The following is an 18514-nucleotide window of genomic DNA, read 5'->3' as shown; positions in this document are numbered from 1 at the left end:
CGGGTCCGTTCGGAGCCCGGGCGTTCGGAGGTCGCTTTTTACTTGAAAGCGTCCTTGACGTGCTCGCCGGCCTGCTTGAGGTCGGCGGCGGTCTGGTCCTTGTGACCCTCGGCTTCGAGGCTTTCGTCGTTGGTCGCCTTGCCGGCGCCCTCCTTGCCCTTACCCGTGAGGTCCTGAGCAGCGTTCTTGATCTTGTCGTCGAGTCCCATAGAACTGGTCCTTCCGTCGATCGGTCCGGGAGCGGAACGTCCCGAGGCCAACCACGCTAAGCAGGGCCTCCGATACCGACCACCCCCTGGCCAATCGCCGGACGATGAGTTAGGCCAAGGGCAGGGCTCAGCCGAGGTAGTCGCTCAGCGACTCGCGCCAGTCGCGCGGCGTGAACCCGGTCGCCTCGATCTTCGCGAGGTCGAGCACCGACCACCGGGGTCGCGGCGCGACAGGGCCGGATGCCGAGGCGAAGTACTCGTCGGTCGACACCCCCGTCACGCGCGCACGGTCGTGGCCGGAGTGCGCGAAGACGTCTGCCGCGATCTCTGCCCACGAGACCGCGTCGCCTGCGCCGGTGAGGTTGTAGACGCCCGACGGCGCATCGCCGTCGATCAGGTGACGGATGCCGCGGGCCAGCTCGTCGGTGAAGGTGAGACGCCCGATCTGGTCGTCGACGACCGAGGGCGAGATGCCCCGCTCGGCGAGCGAGGCCATCGTGCGGACGAAGTTCTTGCCTTCGCCGATGACCCAGGAGGTGCGGACGATGTGGTGACGGGGAACCGTGGCGACGATCGCGTCGGCGGCGGCCTTGGTCTGGCCGTAGACGCCGAGCGGTGCGACCGGCTCGTCCTCGCCGTAGGGCGCGTCGGCGGTGCCGTCGAAGACGTAGTCGCTCGACACGTGGACGAGGGTCAGGCCGTTCTCGGTCGCGATGCGGGCGAGCTGTGCGACGGCGGTGACGTTGCCGGCCCAGGCTCCGGCGCGGTCGGTTTCGGCGGCATCCACTGCGGTGTACGCGGCGGCGTTGACGAGGGTGCCGTAGTCGCGCCAGCGGCGCGCGCTGGTGAGGTCGCTCGTGAGGTCGAGGTCTTCGCGTCCCGCGAACTCGACGGAGGCGGAGTCTGCGTAGGCCTCGCGCAGGGCGCGTCCGAGCTGGCCGTTCGCCCCGACGATGAGGGTCTTCTTCGCCGGGATGGGCACGACGTCGGCGAGCCGCGGGTGGGCGAGGTCTTTCGGGGAGATCTCGACGTCGGCGAGCGGGATCGGCCAGGCGATCGCGGCGGTCTCGTCGGCGAGGTTGAGGAACGAGTACGACGCGTCGGGCGACCAGTGGTCGTTGACGAGGTAGGTGTACGCGGTGTCGGGTTCGAGGGTCTGGTACGAGTTGCCGACTCCTCGCGGCACGAAGATCGCACGCGACGGGTCGAGCTCGGTGGTGAAGACGGTGCCGAAGGTGGGGCCTTCACGCAGGTCGACCCAGGCGCCGAAGATGCGGCCGGTCGCGACCGAGACCCACTTGTCCCACGGTTCGGCGTGGATGCCGCGGGTCGTCCCGGCGGCGTCGTTGAACGAGATGTTGTTCTGCACGGGGCCGAAGTCGGCCAGGCCCGCGGCGGTCATCTTCTCGCGCTGCCAGTTCTCCTTGAACCAGCCCCGGCTGTCGCCGTGAACGGGCAGGTCCCAGACGACGAGTCCGGGGATGCCGGTCTCGGTGGGCGCGAGCGCCTTGCCGAACTCCGTCATGGTCACTGGCCCTTGCTGGCGTAGAAGGCTTCGACGCCGTCTTTGGCCGGAGCCCACCAGCTCTCGTTCGCGCGGTACCAGTCGATGGTGGCGGCGAGCCCCGCTTCGAAGTCACGGTACGACGGCGTCCAGCCGAGCTCGGTGCGGAGCTTCGTGGAGTCGATCGCGTAGCGCAGGTCGTGTCCGGCACGGTCGGTGACGTGGTCGTAGGCGTCGCGGGCTTCGCCCATGAGCTCGAGGATGAGTTCGACGACGGTCTTGTTGTCTTTCTCACCGTCGGCACCGATGAGGTAGGTCTCCCCCATCTGGCCCTTGTCGAGGATGGTGAGGACGGCCGAGGAGTGGTCGTCAGCGTGGATCCAGTCGCGCACGTTCTCACCCTTGCCGTACAGCTTGGGGCGGATGCCGCGGATCACGTTCGTGATCTGTCGCGGGATGAACTTCTCGACGTGCTGATACGGGCCGTAGTTGTTCGAGCAGTTGCTGATCGTCGCGCGGACGCCGAACGAGCGGACCCAGGCGCGAACGAGGAGGTCGCTGCCGGCTTTGGTCGACGAGTAGGGCGAGGACGGGTTGTAGGGGGTGTCCTCGGTGAAGCGGGCGGGGTCGTCGAGTTCGAGGTCGCCGTACACCTCGTCGGTCGAGATGTGGTGCAGCCGGGTGTCGTGGCGACGAGCGGCTTCGAGGAGTGTGTACGTGCCGATGATGTTCGTGTCGAGGAAGGGCCGCGGGTCGTGCAGCGAGTTGTCGTTGTGCGACTCGGCCGCGTAGTGGACGACGGCATCCGCTTTCGAGAAGAGACCGTCGACGAGTTCGGCGTCGGCGATGTCACCGACGACGAGGTCGACGCGATTCTCGGGGAGGCCGACCAGCGACGCCTCGTTGCCCGCGTAGGTCATCTTGTCGAGCACGGTGACGGTGTGGTCGGTGTGCTCCACGACGTGGTGCACGAAGTTCGAGCCGATGAAGCCGGCGCCGCCGGTGACGAGGAGGTGTGCCAAGGTCATTCGCCTCTGTTCAGGATGTCGAGCAAGTATGTGCCGTAGCCGGACTTCACGAGCTTCTGCGCGCAGGCGCGGAGTTCGTCGTCGGAGAGGAAGCCCTGTCGCCATGCGACCTCTTCGGGCACCCCGATCTTCAGGCCGGTGCGACGCTCGATGGTGCGGACGTACTCGCCCGCGTCGAGCATCTGGTCGAAGGTTCCGGTGTCGAGCCAGGCCGTGCCGCGCGGAAGCACCTCCACCTGCAGCTTGCCGGCGGCGAGGTAGGCGGTGTTGATGTCGGTGATCTCGTACTCGCCGCGGGGCGACGGCTTGAGGTTGCGGGCGATCTCGACCACGTCGTTGTCGTAGAAGTACAGGCCAGGTACGGCGTAGTTGCTCTTCGGCTCGGTGGGCTTCTCTTCGAGCGAGACCGCGCGACCGTCGCCGTCGAATTCGACGACGCCGTAGGCGCTGGGTTCTGCGACGTAGTAGGCGAAGACGGCGCCGCCGTCGACATCGTTGTATCGCTGGAGCTGCGAACCGAGACCGGGTCCGTAGAGCAGGTTGTCGCCCAAGACCAAGGCGACCTTGTCGTCACCGATGTGGTCAGCGCCGATGGTGAACGCTTGGGCGAGGCCGTCGGGCGAGGGCTGCTGCGCGAACGTCAGGTTGATGCCGAGGTGGGATCCGTCACCGAGCAAGCGCTCGAAGTGCACGGCGTCGTGCGGGGTCGTGATGATCAGGATGTCGCGGATGCCGGCGAGCATGAGCGTCGTCAGCGGGTAGTAGATCATCGGCTTGTCGTACACCGGGATCAGTTGCTTCGAGGAGCCGAGCGTGATCGGGTGCAACCGCGTGCCCGAGCCGCCCGCGAGAATGATGCCCTTCATGAGTCCCCCACTGTGTGAATCCGTCGACCGGAATGCCGCCTCGTCGGGGCGTTCGAAGCCTACTGGGTGGAGGCTACCGGCTCATTACAGGAAGTCAGACGGTCAACTCCGCAAGCGACGGCCGCCCTCACGATTCGTCCAACGCCGCAACGAGCCTAGGCAGGTAGGGCCCCCTCGAATGCACCCCGACCGCGGCTAGACCGGTTGCGGCGACGGTTTAGCGGGTCGCATACGAACCGCCGGGAGAACGCCCTCCCCGACCTTTAGCCGACCAAGCCCGGCCCTGAAGAGGCCGATAAAGGCGAGGATCAGGATCACGGTCGACAGATTTTGGAATGCATCGCCACGGATGAAGGAGAAGAACAGCGGGGTGAGAACCGCAATAGTCGTTGTCTTCATGAATCCGTCTCCGGACCGTCTCACACTCAGCTTCGCGGCTGCTACGGCGACAAGGACGCCGACAACCACGATTCCGACCCAGCGGAAGTTTGCATAAGCCTCGCCGATGGCCGAGATGCTGGTCTCGATCTTGTCCGGATAGTAAAAACGAGGCACGTACTCACGGGTGAACCATGTATTCGCGCCGCCGTCCTTCCAAGGGATGAGGTCACCCGGAACGAACCACGTCGGGACCGCCGCGTATGTTCGGCCAAACAGCCACGGCACCTGCCCGGCTGCGTCCACCTCGTTGAGCAAGATCAGGCTGTCGAACGGCCGGGTCTCAGCACCTGATGTCAATCGCTCCATCAGTGTGCCGAGCGGGTTCGCCTGAAGCGCTCGGATCGAAGCTCCCTCATCGTAAACGCCTTCCCGAAGAAAGAGCGACATGGTCATGGCACCTACCAGGAGTCCTCCACCGATCAACGTCAGAGTTCGAGCAGTGAACCGAGATGGACCAGTCTGCTTAAGGATCAGAATGGGAAGAATGACACCGAGTAGCAATGGCCCACGACCACCAGTCGTGAACCCGACTGCCACGAGCACTGCGGCTGCGAGGAGGGCGCCGCCGTTCCACTCTCTCAGACCAGCGAACCGGCGCACGAGCACATACATCACTAGCGCGACCGTGAGGGGCAAGTAACCGAGCGTCAAGTAATAGCGGCCAGCGAGGAAGCTGGATCGAACTGAAACGCCCGAGAAGTGAGCCGCAAGGCCCCCTGACGATTGCACCAGCAGAACGGCGCAGCCGACCGCGAAGATTGTTACGAAAACCAAGATCAATCCAGCGCGCCGGACTGTGGTTTCGCTAAAGCACAGCGCATTGAGCTTCATCGTGTTCGCAGCGACCCGACGTCTGGCCTGGATGAGGAAGTAACAGACCCCGAATGCTGCGTAAAACGTTGCGACCTGGCCGAGGGACGCCACCCCCGCGTCGACGGTCGGACCGACAAACGTTCGCGAGTCGAGTAGCGCGCCCGGGGTGGTGTAGCCGCTGGACTGAACGGTGATCGGCCGCAAAGCGAAAATGAGGATGCCACCGATAGCCGCAATACCGGCGGGCGTCAGCGGGTGACCTACGCGGCGCATTTCGAACATCGCCAAAAACGCGAGTGCCAATCCAATCGTCGCCGCCAGCACACTGTAGGCGCCGTCTTCGAAAGCCACAATCAGAAGTGGCGCGACAAGGCAGAGCAGAACTAGGTAGATCACGGCGAACGAGGCGCCCCCAATGCGCAGTTCGCTGAGGGCAGCCTCGTGGGGTGATCTGGTCATGATGTCACCATGCTAGGTGCGGGAGGCGAACCAGCTCACACTGGGGATGTTGTTGGAGACAACCGTCAGCGCCTTACGACCTCCGCGAGCCGCTCGGCAACCTTGTAAGCCGTGTTCTCCGACGCAGCTTCGACCATCACACGAACGAGCTGCTCGGTACCTGACGGGCGGAGCAGCACGCGGCCCGCGTCGCCGAGTTCGGCTTCCGCGACGGCGACGGCTTCGAGCACGTCGGGGTCGGTGGCGCGTGAGCGCTCGACACCCTTCACGTTGAGAAGCACCTGCGGGAAGACGGTCATGATCTTCGCGAGCTCCGACAGCGGCTTCCGCTGACGGACGACTTCGGCGGCGAGATGCAGACCAGTGAGGAGCCCGTCACCGGTCGTGGCGTACTCGCTCATGATGACGTGGCCGCTCTGCTCGCCTCCGAGAGAGAACTTGCCTTCGTTCATCCGCTCAAGCACGTAACGGTCACCGACGCCAGTTGTTTCGAGGCGGATGCCGTTGGCTTCCATCGCGCGGTGAAGACCGAGATTGCTCATCACGGTGGCGACGAGGGTGTTCTCGTGAAGCAGACCGCGCTCCTTCATCGAGACGGCCAGGATCGCCATGATCTGGTCACCGTCGATGACGCGTCCATCGGCGTCCACGGCAAGGCAGCGGTCGGCGTCGCCGTCGTGGGCGATGCCGAGGTCAGCGCCGGTGCGGAGCACTTCGGCGACGAGAACGTCGGTGTGGGTCGAGCCGACACCTTCGTTGATGTTGACGCCGTCCGGGTCGGCACCGATGACGGTGACCTTGGCTCCCGCATCGCGGAACGTTTCGGGTGAGACACCCGAAGCGGCGCCATGGGCGCAGTCGAGCACGACGTGCAGACCGCGAAGCGGGGTGTGCATCGACGCGAGCAGGTGCACGACGTAGCGGTCTTCGGCGTCAGCGAAACGGCTGATGCGCCCGACGGCTCCGCCGGTCGGCAGAAGCTTCGGGCCGGTCATGGCTTCTTCGATGCGCTTCTCGACGAGGTCCGGCAGCTTGACGCCGCCGCGCGCGAAGATCTTGATGCCGTTGTCTGGCGCGGGGTTGTGTGACGCGGAGATCATCACGCCGAAGTCGGCGTCGATGTCGCTCACAAGGAACGCTGCGGCGGGCGTCGGCAGCACACCGGCGTCGAGCACGTCGACACCGGATGATGCGAGCCCGGCGGCAACGGCGGCACTGATGAAGTGCCCTGACACGCGCGGATCGCGAGCGACGACGGCCGTCAGGCGCTTGCCTGTGGCCTTTCGCGCCTCCGCGATACGGCCCTGGCCCAGGACGACAGCAGTCGCCTGGGCCAGGGTCAGCGCGAGATCTGCGGTGAGCGAGCCGTTTGCAAGGCCGCGCACACCATCTGTCCCGAACAGTGCCATCGAAGGATTAACGCTTCGAGTACTGAGGAGCCTTACGCGCCTTCTTGAGACCAGCCTTCTTGCGCTCCTTGACGCGAGCGTCACGGGAGAGGAAGCCGGCCTTCTTGAGGGTCGGGCGGTTGTTCTCTTCGTCGATCTGGTTCAGCGACCGCGCGATGCCGAGGCGCAGGGCGCCGGCCTGGCCCGAGGGGCCACCACCCGAAATGCGGGCGATCACGTCGTAGCCACCGGCGAGGCCGAGGACCGTGAACGGGTCGTTGATGAGCTGCTGGTGCAGCTTGTTGGGGAAGTAGTCCTCGATCGTGCGGCCGTTCACCGTAATGGTGCCCGAGCCGGGAACCAGACGAACGCGGGCGATGGCCTGCTTGCGGCGGCCGACAGCGGCACCGGGAACGGAGAGCACGGGACGGACCGGGGCAGCCTCAGCGGCGGCCGGGGTCTCGGTCGAGTAGTTCTCAGGGGTCTGGTCGAGGGAGTCAGCGATCTTCGCCATCAGATAATCCTTATTCTTCTCGGCGGCGCTTACTGGGCGACCTGGTCGAAGGTGTACGTGGTGGGCTGCTGTGCAGCGTGGGGGTGCTCAGCACCGCGGTAGACCTTCAGCTTCGTCAGCTGCTGACGACCCAGGCTGTTCTTGGGAAGCATGCCGCGGACGGCCTTCTCCACAGCGCGAACCGAGTTCTTTTCGAGGAGCTCGGCGTAGGTGACCGACTTGAGGCCGCCCGGGTAACCCGAGTGGCGGTAAGCCTTCTTCTGCTCGAGCTTCTGGCCGGTAAGGGCCACCTTGTCGGCGTTGATGATGATCACGAAGTCGCCGGTGTCGACGTGGTTCGCGAAGGTCGGCTTGTGCTTGCCGCGCAGGAGCGTGGCAGCGTGCGAGGCAAGGCGGCCGAGGACGACATCGGATGCGTCGATGACCACCCACTCACGGGTGATCTCACCAACCTTGGGCGTGTATGTGCGCGTCACAGTAGTGCTGCTTTCATTGATTCGAACGGAGAAGTTCGTGAATCCCACTCCGGGGTGGTTCGCTCGGGATGCCGGTCGAACACGCCAGTGGAGGGCTCACGTTCGCGGTGCCAGGCCAGCAGGGCGCAGGCACCAATGAATAAGCATACACCGTCCTGACCCTCACTGACGCAGCAGCCGACAATGGACCCCAGGCTGGGGTCGTAGCGCGCACAAAGGTGACACGCCCGTTACACGGAGGTGCTAGCTTGCACGCGTGCCGGGCAGAGCTCGGCGCCTCGGCCAGCGAAGCCCGAGCAGCGAGCAATCAGGGACTCGCAACCGTTCCCGATTGCCCCACGGCTGTCCCCCTCTGCGAACCGAGCCCCAGGAGCAACCATGAACGATGCAACGCCGACTGCGCCGCGCTGGAGCCTGGTGACAGTGACCTTCAATAGCGCCAAAGCGCTTCGAGAGTTCTGGAGCGACCTTGACTTGAGCGCTTCGCTCGAATGGATCGTCGTCGACAACGCGTCGCAAGACGACTCCGTCGAGGTTGCGGAGCAGCTGGGCGCGAAGGTGATCCGGCTCCCGGAGAACGTCGGATTCGGCGCAGCCAACAATCGCGGCTTCGAGAACTCGGTGGGCGAATACGTCGCATTCGTGAACCCGGACGTTCGAGTACTTCCAGAGTCGCTCCCGACCCTCGAGGAAGCGGTGGAGCGAACTCAGGGGATCGTGAGCCCTCAGCTGCTCAACGCCGACGGCTCGTTGCAGCCGAACGGGCGTGGGTACCCGTTCCTCGCCTTCAAAGTCCTGAACCGACTACAGAACAACAGCAGCGCCTCGGGCTACCGCCGATTTGCGGAAGCTGGCCAAGAGATCGACGTGGCCTGGTTCATGGGTGCGGCGGTAGCCGGCCGCCGCGACACACTGCGTGATCTGGGCCCCTGGGACGAGCACTTCTTCGTCTACTACGAAGACAGCGACTTGGGCATGCGGGCTCGCGCTCGCGGCATCAGACGCCTTGTGACGGGAAACGTGCAGTGGCGGCACGGATGGGCGCGAGACACAAAAAAGCCTTCATTCGCCGCTTGGCGTCGAGAGATCCCCTCGATGGTCAAGTTCTACGCCCGCTACCCGTACCTACTGTCGGTCATGCCAGAGCGAACGGCTGCTCGACTTGACCGCGAGTTCGCAGCGTGAGGGTCGCGTTCGACATCCTCGGAGCGACGGAGAAGTCCGGCGGAATGCGGCTTCACGCGTCTGAGATAGTCCGGGCCTGGTCGGAGACGTTCCCTGACGATGCGCTACTGCTTATCGCCGGGACCTGGGCGACCTCAGACTTTGCGGACGCGAATGTCGACGTCGTCGTGGTGAATAACGAAAAAGTCACTAGCCGCGCATTCGGCCAACTCTTGAAGGCTCCGAGAGCCGCGAAGAACTTCGCTGCGGACGTGTTGATCTCCCTCAGCCCGATCGTTTCGCCTTTCGGCGAAGGCCCCAAACGACTGTGCTTCCAGCACGACTGGCGGCACAAAAAGAACCCGCAAGAATTCCCACTCGCACAGCGCCTGTATAGAAAGCTGTGGGAGGTGTCGGCGAATCGGGCCGACCTCAATGTCTGCATCTCCGCTAAGGCCGAGCGCGAAACGCGACAGTTTGCACCGAAGTCTCGAACATTCGTGATTGAAAACGGGCGAGACCATGCACGGCGTTGGGCGTCGCACGAACACGCAGCACCGGACACCCCGCACGTTGTGACGTTCGGCCACCACAACAACAAGCGACCAGAGTTGGTCATCGACGCATGGGCAGGCGTGGCCGCAGAACATCCGGAGGCGCGACTCACGGTCCTCGGCGCCCGCGACGCCTACGCTGCTGAGCTGAAGTCGCGAACACAAGAACTCGGGATCTCATCGGCTGTCGATTTCCCCGGGTTCGTCACACCGCAAGAGTACGAACGGTCGTTGTCTACCGCTGCGGTCGTAGTCATGGCGTCGACAGACGAGGGCTTCGGGCTCCCCATCGCCGAAGCAGAGTATTTCGGCATCCCCGCCGTCATCACCAGCGACAGTGGGATGTCGGAGATCTTCGGTGACTACCCTCTCGTCGCGGACCCAACTCCTGCGTCCATGGGACGGGCGCTCGCGACGGCACTCTCGGCGCAACGGGCGGGGTCGGGGGCTCGAGCGCTCTGGTCCTGGGACGATGTCGTCCGCGAGATGAGATCCCAGATCGGGAACCTTTGAGAACTCTCGGATCAAGGCGCATGAAACGCAAATGAAGAAAATCGCTCGGTTACTGGCGCCTCTGACGAGTTCGGTCTTGCTGCGGCTCGTACAGCTGCTCGTCATGGTCGTGGGTGCGCAACTCGTCGGTCAGGAAATTCGCCCGTCATTCATCGCCGCCTTCAGCGTCGTCGCGGCCTTCGGCGTTTTCACCGACTCTGGAGCAGCGACATACCTTCTCGCGTCCGACGCGGTCGGCAGACGGATTCTCGCGCTCGCGCTTCGCATCCAACTCGTTCTCTCCGCAGGCGGGTTAGTGGCCGCGACGCTGTTTTCATTGCTCGCGTTGCCGTGGGCCGACCACATGCATGGTCTTTTGATCGTCGGCAGCCTTGCTGCAACCCAGGGCATCGACTCTGTGACGAGAGTCGCCCGCTCGGTGCGACTTCGCCAGGGCGATGACCTGGGATTCGCGGCCGGAGACGGACTATCAGCGGTCGCCAAACTCGCGGTCGTCGGCGGCGGGCTGCTCGCTGGATCGATCTACTTCGTGGCCATTTTGCCGATCGCTTCACTCGCGGTTCTGCTGACAATGCTGGTTCTGGCGAAACGAACACCGTTGGTCGATTCGGAGGCCACCCCGCGTATTCGCTCAGTTCTGCAATATGGAGTGGCTGGAGCGCTGAGCGGGCTCTACTCCCAAACCCCTTACCTGCTGGCGACCTGGATGCTGCCTGTAGAGGCCGTTGCCGTTCTCTCGGTGATATTGCGGGTCATCCAGCCGATGGAGATTGCTCCGGCGGTCGCTTCGCAACAGCTCTTGCCTCGCATTCGCCGGATGTCACCACAATTTTGGTTCGTGTGGTGGGCTGTGTTCGCTGGTGGTGGCCTCCTTCTTGGCGCCGCCATTGTCGTCGCACGCACGCCCCTCGAGATTCTGTTCGATCAGAACTTGACGCCCCTGCTGGTCCTTTCACTGATGGCTTGCACGGTGCCCGCCAAGTTCGGCAACTACCTCTTGTCCGCCCTCACCCTCGCTCTGGGCGGCGTGCGATCAAAGATCACCGTGTCGCTCTGCGCCGGCTTCGTGGCTGTTGCCAGCAGCTTGGTTCTTCTCCCCCTGGTTGGCGCCCCCGGGGCCCCCGTCAGCATGCTTGCCAGCGAGGCAGTGCTCGGTGGCGGACTGATTCTTGCGATCCGAGCTGCGCACCGAAAGGCACCATGAATAAGTTGAACATCGGGATCATCTCCGCGGACAGGACAGGCGAAGACGGGAATGCGATTAATCTCGGCGACGCATTCCTTACGGATGTCCTCGCAGCCGCCATCGCGACCCGCGGTCATCACGCCGTCGCCGTCGATTTTGGCGAGGTGAGGACCGATGGTGCATCGCGACGTCAACTAACCGGACTCGGAGACCTCTCCCGATTTGTCGGGGAGATGGATGCGGTAATCGTTGGTGGCGGAACAATGCTGCAGGACGATAACCGATCCTCTTTGATCGGAGGCCTTCCACGCCTTGTTGCAGCAACCCGCGTCGTGGCAGCCGCGCGCAGGACTCCGCTCGGGTACTTCGGGGTGGGATGCGATCCCGTGGAGCGCACCATCCCGCGTCTGCTGCTCAGCACCGGCGTCAGGGGGGCGGCGGTATGGGTTCGAGACTCGCGATCACTTGAACGAGTGCGTAGGAACCTGCACGGACGCGGGTACCTCGCGGCGGACGCTTGCCTCCTCGAGGGCGCCCTGCCGCCACAGGCCGATCGGTCCCCCGAGCTCGTCAGTTTCGCGATGAACTTTAGAGACGTGGACCAGCTGAACGCCCGCGTCATCGAGAAGATCGCCGCTGGGCGAGAGGTTGCACTCTTGAGGATGTCTCAGGGCGGTGGGCTCGACGACTTGCCGGACGCGGCGCGCGCCAGGATTCCAGAATTTGCGGCTTCGATCGCTGGTCCGGCCACCTGGCAAGACGCGTACGGCACGATAGCGAGATCGAGACTCCTGGTGGCTTCTCGAATGCACGCCCTCTACATGGCACTCTTGTCGGGAACGCCCATGGTGGCGGTCGGGAAATCGGCAAAGGTCACTGCTTTCGCTGATGAATTCGGCGTACCCAGGGTTGAAACCCTGCAGGAAGTTGACCCGCTCAGCCGTCACGTGGCAGCCCGGGAGAGCCTGGACGATGCGCGAGAACGAGCGCGCAGCGGATTGACTCAACTATTGACGTCGCTTGCTGCGGCCTAGTTGAGCATTGTGGCTACCGCCTCGTCATCTGTTCGACATCGGGCGTGTGGCAGGATGATTGAACTGACGGGGGCGCCGCTCGAGGCGTGATAACGAGAGGCACCATGGAGCTCACCGATTACATCCGAGTCCTGCGCAAGAACTGGCTAGTGATAGTTGTTCTTACTCTGGTCGGGCTCGGTGGCGCCGCGGCGTTCTCTCTTACCCGGACCCCTGTGTACGAATCCACGAGTACGGTCTTCGTCTCTACACAGACCGGCGGTAGTGCGCTCGAACTGCAGCAGGGATCAACGTTCACCCAAGCCCGCATCAATACGTACGTCGGTGTGGCAAAGACGCCTATCGTGCTCAACAGGGTGATCGCTGAATTGAACCTAGGGGAAGACGCCACACAGCTTGCCGATCGGATCTCGGTCGCAGCCCCCCTTAACTCGACGCTCATCGGAATTACGGTGACGGATCCGGACGCAGTCCGGGCTGCCAGGATCGCGAACGCAATCGCAGGAAGCCTCGCGTCCGCCGTTCCGGAGATCGAGCCTGAGGCGGCTGACGGCAGCAGCCCTGTTCGGCTGACCAGGGTTCAGGACGCGCAACCAGCGCTTTCCCCAGCCAGCCCTAACGTCCCCCTCAACCTCGCGCTCGGCACGCTCATCGGGCTCGCGCTGGGCATCGGTCTCGCCGTCCTCCGCACGGTTCTCGACAACAAGGTTCGCACCCCGCGCGACGCAGAGCAGATCACCTCCGCTCCCTCACTGGGCGCCATCGCCTACGACGCGAAGGCGAAGGAGCGTCCGCTCATCGTGCACGCCGATCCGCTCAGCCCCCGGGCCGAGTCGTTCCGCGCGCTGCGCACCAACCTGCAGTTCCTCGACATGGGCGGACGGGCGAGCTTCGTGGTCACCAGCTCGGTGCCGAGCGAAGGCAAGTCGACGACGACCATCAACCTCGCAATCGCTCTCGCCGACGCCGGCAAGAAGGTTGCTCTTCTCGACACCGATCTGCGCAAGCCGAAGGTTGCCGAGTACCTCGGTATGGAGGGCGGTGTCGGCCTCACCGACGTGCTCATCGGGCGCGTCCGCGTCGGCGACGTCATGCTTCCCTGGGGCGGCCGCAGCCTGTTCGTCCTGCCCGCGGGCAAGATTCCGCCCAACCCGAGCGAGCTGCTCGGGTCGAAGCAGATGGCCACCCTCCTCGAGGTGCTCGAGCGCGACTTCGACGTCGTCCTCTGCGACGCTCCCCCGCTGCTCCCCGTGACCGACGCCGCCATCCTCGCTCGCGGCACGAGCGGTGCGATCCTGGTCGCGTCGGCCGGCAAGGTCACGAAGCACCAGCTCGAAGGCGCCGTCGAAGCGCTGAGCACGGTCGGTGCACGGGTTGCCGGATTCGTCATGTCGATGGTCCCCACCCGCGGTCCCGACTCGTACTACAACGGCTATGGGTACGGCTACGGGTACGGCTATGCGGTGGAGCAGCCGAAGGCCGCGCGCGGGCGCAAGCGCAAGACGCCCGTCGCCGTCGTCCCCGACACCACCCCCGTCATCGGTGATCTCGGCTTCGACTCGCGACGCGATGCGCGGGGCGCGGGCGACGTCACCTCACGCTGACCGATGGCACGCCGGTCGCCGGTTCGCCGCGGGATGCCCGCGATCGTCGTCGCAATCCTCGTCGTCGCGCTCACCGTCGCTGTCGGGGCTCTCGTCGTCCTCGCGCTGCAGCGCGGGCAGGGTGAGGCCCCCGACCGAGCGGCGCAGCCAGCACCCTCGATCGAACTCCCTTCTCCGTCACCCACCCCCTCGGCGAGCGCGATCGCTCTGACACCCCCCGCCGCGAAGGAACGATTCCTCGCGGTCGGCACCGACAACATGTGGCGCGCGACAGCGGGGGCCTGCGACGGCACGGCACCCGTCATCGAACGATCCGACGACGACGGCGACACCTGGGTCGACGTGACCCCCACCTACCGTGACATCGCTCAGGTGCGCGACCTGATCCCGTTCGCCGAGACCGAGGCCGACCTCGTCGCCGACATGGGCGACGACTGCGAGACCCAGGCCCTCCGCACCTTCACCGAAGGCACTTTCTGGTCGCCCTACGACGACCTCCTCGCCCAGTCCACCTATCTCGACGGAGCGAGCGTCATCATCGACGGCGACGCCACCGACGCACCCTGCGCACAGCCCTGGGGCCTTCGCGCCTCCCGCGACACCGTCGCCTTCATCTGCGACGGCACCGCATACGCTACCGTCGACGGCACGACCACCGAGATCGGCACCGACGTCGCTGCCCTCGACGTGCTCGAAGATCAGATCGTCGCCGCCACCGCGTCACCCGACTGTGACGGCATCCAACTCACCACCCTCGCGCCCGACACCGTTCCGCTCGACTGCCTCGACGGGGATGCCACAGGCCCTGTCGCGCTCGCCCTCACAGCCGACACAATCAGGGTGTGGGCGGGAGACGAGCTGATCAGCACGGCGCGCTGATGCTGCGCGCGGGCCGGGTCTGGCGCGCCCTGGGGGCAACTTTCGTCAGCGGCCGGTACTTCACTCGATGGTCTCTGGTCCTCGCGATCGCGGTCGGAGTGCTGCTCAGCGTTCCCAGCGTCGGCGATGCGTCGTTCGAGGGATACCTGCGCGGCGTCACCGTCGCCGCCCTCGGCTCGCTCCCTCTCATCGTCATCGGCTTCATCGGGACGTGGGCAGAGCGCAGCCTCGATCGTCCCGCCGCACGCGCGGCCGCCGTCATCGGGACGATCGTCGCGATCGCCGGCATCCGCCCGTTCGTCAACGACGCCGTCAGCACACTCCTGTTCGCCACCTCGACCGGCACGAACTGGGCGAGCCGCATCGTCACCAACCTGATCACGTGCCTCGCCGTGTTCACGGTGTGCGCCCTCACCATCACCTATCAACGGCAGCTTCACGCCACGACGGCGCGACTGCAGCTCGCGGCGGCGCAGATGCGTGCGGGCATCGCCGAGGTCTGCCGCCTGCAGAACGAAGCCACCCGCACACGTCACCGCCTCGTCGATGACCTTCGCGCCGCACGAGACCAGCTGCTGTCACGGCCGCTCGACTTCGAGGCTGTCCGGGGCTACGCAGATCGCGTGCGGGCGGCATCCCATGCCCTCAACGGGCTGCGCACTGCTCCCGCACCCGACTCCCTCCACGCCGTGCGCGTCGGCCCGACCGAGCGGATGCCGTTCCTCGGCCGCCTGGGCACGACACCGCCGCTCACCGTCGGACTCACCTACCTGGCGGCGACGCTTCCTTTCGCGCTCACACACGGCGGCCTGTCGGTCGTGCTCACCGCGGTCGTCGTGAACGCCGCCCTCGATCTGGCCGCGTGGGCCCTCATCCGCTCCACGCGCCGACTGAGGCCACGCCTGCGCGGCAGCCTCTTTTTCGCCACGTGGCTGGCAGTGGGCGTCGCGGTCATGGGGCTCACCTTCGCGCTCATTCCGGACGTCGGATCGCTCGGACTCGTCCCCCTGGCGGGCGTCCCCCTCATCGCCGTCATCATCAGCCTGTGCGTCGACGTGTACCGACGCGCGCACGCCGAAGAGCAGCGCGCGACGACGGTGCTCCTCGGGTCGGCTCGGCGGCTCGCCGCGGAGGTCGACGCCTCGCAGGCACCGCTCGACCGTGCGACCGACCTGCTGCACGGGCGGCTGCAAGGACGATGCGTCATCCTCGCCGCACACGTGGACGAGAACGTCCCCGAGCCCGAGGTGATCGAGACCTTCCGGGCGCAGACCGACGACATCCTCGATGACGTCCGCAGCGACGACATCGACGGGGAGGACGAGCCCGAAGACATCGACGACCTCGTCCGGGCCTGGTCGGTCGTCATGGGCGTGTCGCTCGCCATCAATGCCGATGCCCGCGACGCCCTCACTCGGGCCGCCCTCGGCGACGCGGTCAGCAGTCTGGTCAACGAGGGACTCGTGAACGCCGTCAAACACTCCGGCGCCCGGTGGGCGGAGATCGAGATCGGCCGCCGCGGCGACCGCCTCCACGTCCGCGTCGCGAGTCCCGGCATCCTCGCCGTCGTCGGACCTGCCGACAACGGGCGCGTGACCGGCATTGGAACGCGCGGCGACGGCACGACCGTGCGTCAGCAGGGCGATCGCGTCATCCTCGAAGGAGCGTTCGCGATCCCGACCGCGAACGTGGCGACGAGCTGACTCAGCTCGCCGCGAGGAGGGAGGCCACGCGCTCGCGCAGCTGGCGCGGCGTGAACGGCTTCACGACGTAATCGTCGACGCCCGCTGCCTTCGCCTGCGCGACGTCCTGCGGCGACGACCGGGCCGTCAGCATCATGATGCGCGTCGCCGAGAAGTCAGGATCGGCGCGCAGAGTCGAACAGACCTCGATGCCCGTTTTGATGGGCATCATCCAATCCACGATGACCATGTCGGGATGCTGCTCGTACGCCACTTCGAGGCCGACGCCACCATCGTGAGCCACTGCTACCTCGTGACCGACACTCGACAGCACATGGTTCAACAACGAGGCGACGTCGACATCGTCTTCCACCACCAGGACTCGTGCCATGTCGGCCCCCTCCGGGTGTGACGAGCCGATCGACAGATCGACATTGGCTTGAGACTACACGCGACATGCACGCGCTGTACGGTGTACGCGTGACGACACCCACCGCAGCGGGGAACACTCCTCCCCCGCCGTCGTCGCGCACGCGACGGTGGGTGTTCTGGACAGCCACCCCGATCGTCATCGCCGCGCTCGGCCTGGTGGGCCTCGCTCTGCAGGCCCCCGGCTTCTCCATCGCCTGGTGGTGGCCTGCTGCGGGGGCATCGACGTGGTTCGCGCTGCGCGCGCAACGAGGCGAGCGACGGTGGGCTCTGGTCGCGACCCTCATCGCCACGTCGACGAGCAACGCCCTCGCCGGCAGACCCTGGCCGGTGGCGCTGTTGTACGGGCTGTGCAACACCATCGAGATCGCCGTGTTCCTCGGAGTGCTCGGGCGCGACGTCGATGGCTTCCGCCTGACGACCCTCACCCGCGCCGTTCACTTCGTCGCGGCATCCCTCGCGGCATCGGCCGTCCTCGGGGTGACCATCGCCGCGGCTGCGTCTCTACTCGCGGGAGCGTCGTTCCTCCCCATCGCGATCGTCGCCTTCGCCTCCCACAGCTCGGCCATCATCCTGATCGGCGCGCTGGCTGTCCTCCCGCCGCGCGAAGCCCGGATGCCGCAGGTCGTCGAGCTCGCGGTGCACGCGGTCGTCGCGCTCGCCACGCTCTTCCTCACCTTCGGGCCGGGCGGGGCGGCGAACCTCAGCTTCCTCGTCTTCGCCGTGCTCGCCGGCGGGTGCCTGCGCTTCCCCCTGCGGACCGCCCTCTGGCAGTCGCTTCTCATCTGCATCGCTGCGCTGCTGTTCACCCTCACCGCCGGCGGCGCTTTCGGGTTCGACCTCGCCGCTCCGCGCGCGTCGCCCGTCACCCTCGTGATCTTCATGAGCACCGTCGGCGTCTTCACCCTGCTCGTATCGGTGGCCAGGTACGAGAGCCGGACCCACGCCGCCCTCGCGCTCACCGCCGCCGAGGAGATGGGGCAAGCCGAACGTGCCCGGGTGGCAGCCCTCGGCGCGCAGCTCGAGTTGCAGCGTCAGCGCGAGGACTTCGCGACGACCACCAGCCACGAGCTGCGCACCCCTCTGACGAACATCCTCGGCTACACCGATTTGCTGCTCGACACCGACCTCGACGACAAGCAGCGTGGGTGGCTCACCAAGGTGCGGCGAGGAGCAGATCGGCTGACCACCCTGATCGACGGACTCATCGAAGCCCGCACCCCCGGCACGACGGACGCCGTCGCCATCGACGCAGTGATCATCCGGGTTCGCGCCGCTCACGCCGCCGACGCAACGGCCCGCCACGCCGCGATCGTCGCCACGCCCACCGGGCTCATCGCCCGCGCCCATGAACCCGATGTCGAGCGGGCCCTGTCGAGCCTCGTCTCGAACGCCGTCACCTTCGCAGAGAACGGCACCGTCATCATCAGCGCCGCACGCGTTGCCGATCAGATCTGGATCACCGTCACCGACGACGGGCCGGGCATGTCCGCCGGTACGCTCCAGCACGCTTTCGACCGGTTCTACCGCGGCCCCGAAGCCGAAGGGCGAGGTTCGGGCGGACTCGGGCTCGGGCTCGGCAGCGCGCGCGATCTCGCCCGACGCAACGGCGGCGACGTCACTCTCACCTCAGACGCCGGCCACGGGGTCGCGGCCGTTCTCCGGCTGCCCGCCCTGCCGCAGGACGACGCCTCATGACGGATTCGACACACGGCCGTCACACGCCCCTGCTAGCGTCCGCCCAAGGGAAGACGAGCGTCTCGCGGGGAGT

Annotated in this window: 17 protein-coding genes; 8 read left to right on the top strand and 9 right to left on the bottom strand. The window is 65.9% G+C overall.

All coding sequences use genetic code 11. The features are described from left to right. Positions 1-38: 38 nt before the first annotated feature. From MO1_RS10215 to rplM, 8 genes are all read right to left on the bottom strand, one after another. A complete protein-coding gene (locus MO1_RS10215) occupies positions 39-209 on the bottom strand; it encodes a CsbD family protein (protein WP_036309909.1) in 171 nt (56 codons plus the stop codon). 127 nt (positions 210-336) lie between these two features. Further along, a complete protein-coding gene (rfbD, locus tag MO1_RS10210) occupies positions 337-1734 on the bottom strand; it encodes a dTDP-4-dehydrorhamnose reductase (RefSeq protein ID WP_060915970.1) in 1398 nt (465 codons plus the stop codon). Positions 1735-1736: 2 nt separating this feature from the next. Beyond that, complete coding sequence (gene rfbB / locus MO1_RS10205) at positions 1737-2735, bottom strand: dTDP-glucose 4,6-dehydratase (protein ID WP_060915995.1); 999 nt, start codon at positions 2733-2735, stop codon at positions 1737-1739. A gap of 2 nt (positions 2736-2737) precedes the next feature. Continuing rightward, positions 2738-3607, bottom strand: coding sequence for a glucose-1-phosphate thymidylyltransferase RfbA (rfbA, locus tag MO1_RS10200; RefSeq protein WP_060915969.1), 870 nt, complete (start codon positions 3605-3607; stop codon positions 2738-2740). 195 nt (positions 3608-3802) lie between these two features. Next, positions 3803-5320, bottom strand: a complete 1518-nt coding sequence (gene wzy, locus MO1_RS10195; RefSeq protein ID WP_060915968.1) for an O-antigen polysaccharide polymerase Wzy — start codon at positions 5318-5320, stop codon at positions 3803-3805. Positions 5321-5385: 65 nt separating this feature from the next. Then, positions 5386-6729 carry a phosphoglucosamine mutase gene (gene glmM / locus MO1_RS10190; RefSeq protein ID WP_060915967.1) on the bottom strand — a complete coding sequence of 448 codons (1344 nt, stop codon included), beginning with the start codon at positions 6727-6729 and terminating at the stop codon, positions 5386-5388. 7 nt (positions 6730-6736) lie between these two features. Continuing rightward, positions 6737-7222, bottom strand: coding sequence for a 30S ribosomal protein S9 (rpsI, locus tag MO1_RS10185; RefSeq protein ID WP_020098671.1), 486 nt, complete (start codon positions 7220-7222; stop codon positions 6737-6739). Between the two features lie 29 nt (positions 7223-7251). After that, a complete protein-coding gene (rplM, locus tag MO1_RS10180) occupies positions 7252-7698 on the bottom strand; it encodes a 50S ribosomal protein L13 (protein ID WP_036309904.1) in 447 nt (148 codons plus the stop codon). Between the two features lie 423 nt (positions 7699-8121). Here rplM and MO1_RS10175 point away from each other — a divergent pair, with 423 nt between their 5' ends. The 7 genes from MO1_RS10175 to MO1_RS10145 all read left to right on the top strand — a co-directional run bounded on the left by MO1_RS10175 (position 8122) and on the right by MO1_RS10145 (position 16335). Next, positions 8122-8883 (top strand): glycosyltransferase, encoded by a 762-nt coding sequence (locus MO1_RS10175; protein WP_167542032.1) that lies wholly within the window; start codon positions 8122-8124, stop codon positions 8881-8883. Beyond that, positions 8880-9929 (top strand): glycosyltransferase, encoded by a 1050-nt coding sequence (locus tag MO1_RS10170; RefSeq protein WP_060915965.1) that lies wholly within the window; start codon positions 8880-8882, stop codon positions 9927-9929. Before MO1_RS10175 ends, MO1_RS10170 begins: the two co-directional genes overlap by 4 nt. Positions 9930-9960: 31 nt before the next feature. Further along, positions 9961-11133 (top strand): lipopolysaccharide biosynthesis protein, encoded by a 1173-nt coding sequence (locus MO1_RS10165; RefSeq protein WP_060915964.1) that lies wholly within the window; start codon positions 9961-9963, stop codon positions 11131-11133. After that, positions 11130-12149 carry a polysaccharide pyruvyl transferase family protein gene (locus tag MO1_RS14500; RefSeq protein WP_082724402.1) on the top strand — a complete coding sequence of 340 codons (1020 nt, stop codon included), beginning with the start codon at positions 11130-11132 and terminating at the stop codon, positions 12147-12149. Before MO1_RS10165 ends, MO1_RS14500 begins: the two co-directional genes overlap by 4 nt. A gap of 104 nt (positions 12150-12253) precedes the next feature. Then, the gene (locus tag MO1_RS10155) at positions 12254-13753 is read left to right on the top strand and encodes a tyrosine-protein kinase domain-containing protein (protein ID WP_060915962.1); all 1500 of its coding nucleotides are present in this window, start codon (positions 12254-12256) and stop codon (positions 13751-13753) included. Between the two features lie 3 nt (positions 13754-13756). After that, positions 13757-14632 carry a hypothetical protein gene (locus MO1_RS10150; RefSeq protein ID WP_060915961.1) on the top strand — a complete coding sequence of 292 codons (876 nt, stop codon included), beginning with the start codon at positions 13757-13759 and terminating at the stop codon, positions 14630-14632. Further along, entirely contained in the window at positions 14596-16335 is a 1740-nt protein-coding gene (locus MO1_RS10145) for a sensor histidine kinase (RefSeq protein ID WP_236081021.1), read from the top strand. The genes MO1_RS10150 and MO1_RS10145 overlap by 37 nt, the downstream gene beginning before the upstream one ends. 1 nt (position 16336) lies before the next feature. On the opposite strand, the gene MO1_RS10140 is transcribed toward MO1_RS10145, so the two are convergent. Then, positions 16337-16705: a response regulator transcription factor gene (locus MO1_RS10140; protein ID WP_060915959.1), complete on the bottom strand. Its 369-nt coding sequence runs from the start codon at positions 16703-16705 to the stop codon at positions 16337-16339. Positions 16706-16794: 89 nt separating this feature from the next. Here MO1_RS10140 and MO1_RS10135 point away from each other — a divergent pair, with 89 nt between their 5' ends. After that, entirely contained in the window at positions 16795-18441 is a 1647-nt protein-coding gene (locus MO1_RS10135; protein ID WP_167542031.1) for a sensor histidine kinase, read from the top strand. The last annotated feature ends 73 nt before the right edge of the window (positions 18442-18514 follow it).

This window comes from Microbacterium oleivorans NBRC 103075 (assembly GCF_001552475.1).
In the GTDB taxonomy this organism is placed as follows: domain Bacteria; phylum Actinomycetota; class Actinomycetes; order Actinomycetales; family Microbacteriaceae; genus Microbacterium; species Microbacterium oleivorans.
This window is presented reverse-complemented; position numbering and strand designations above follow the sequence as displayed.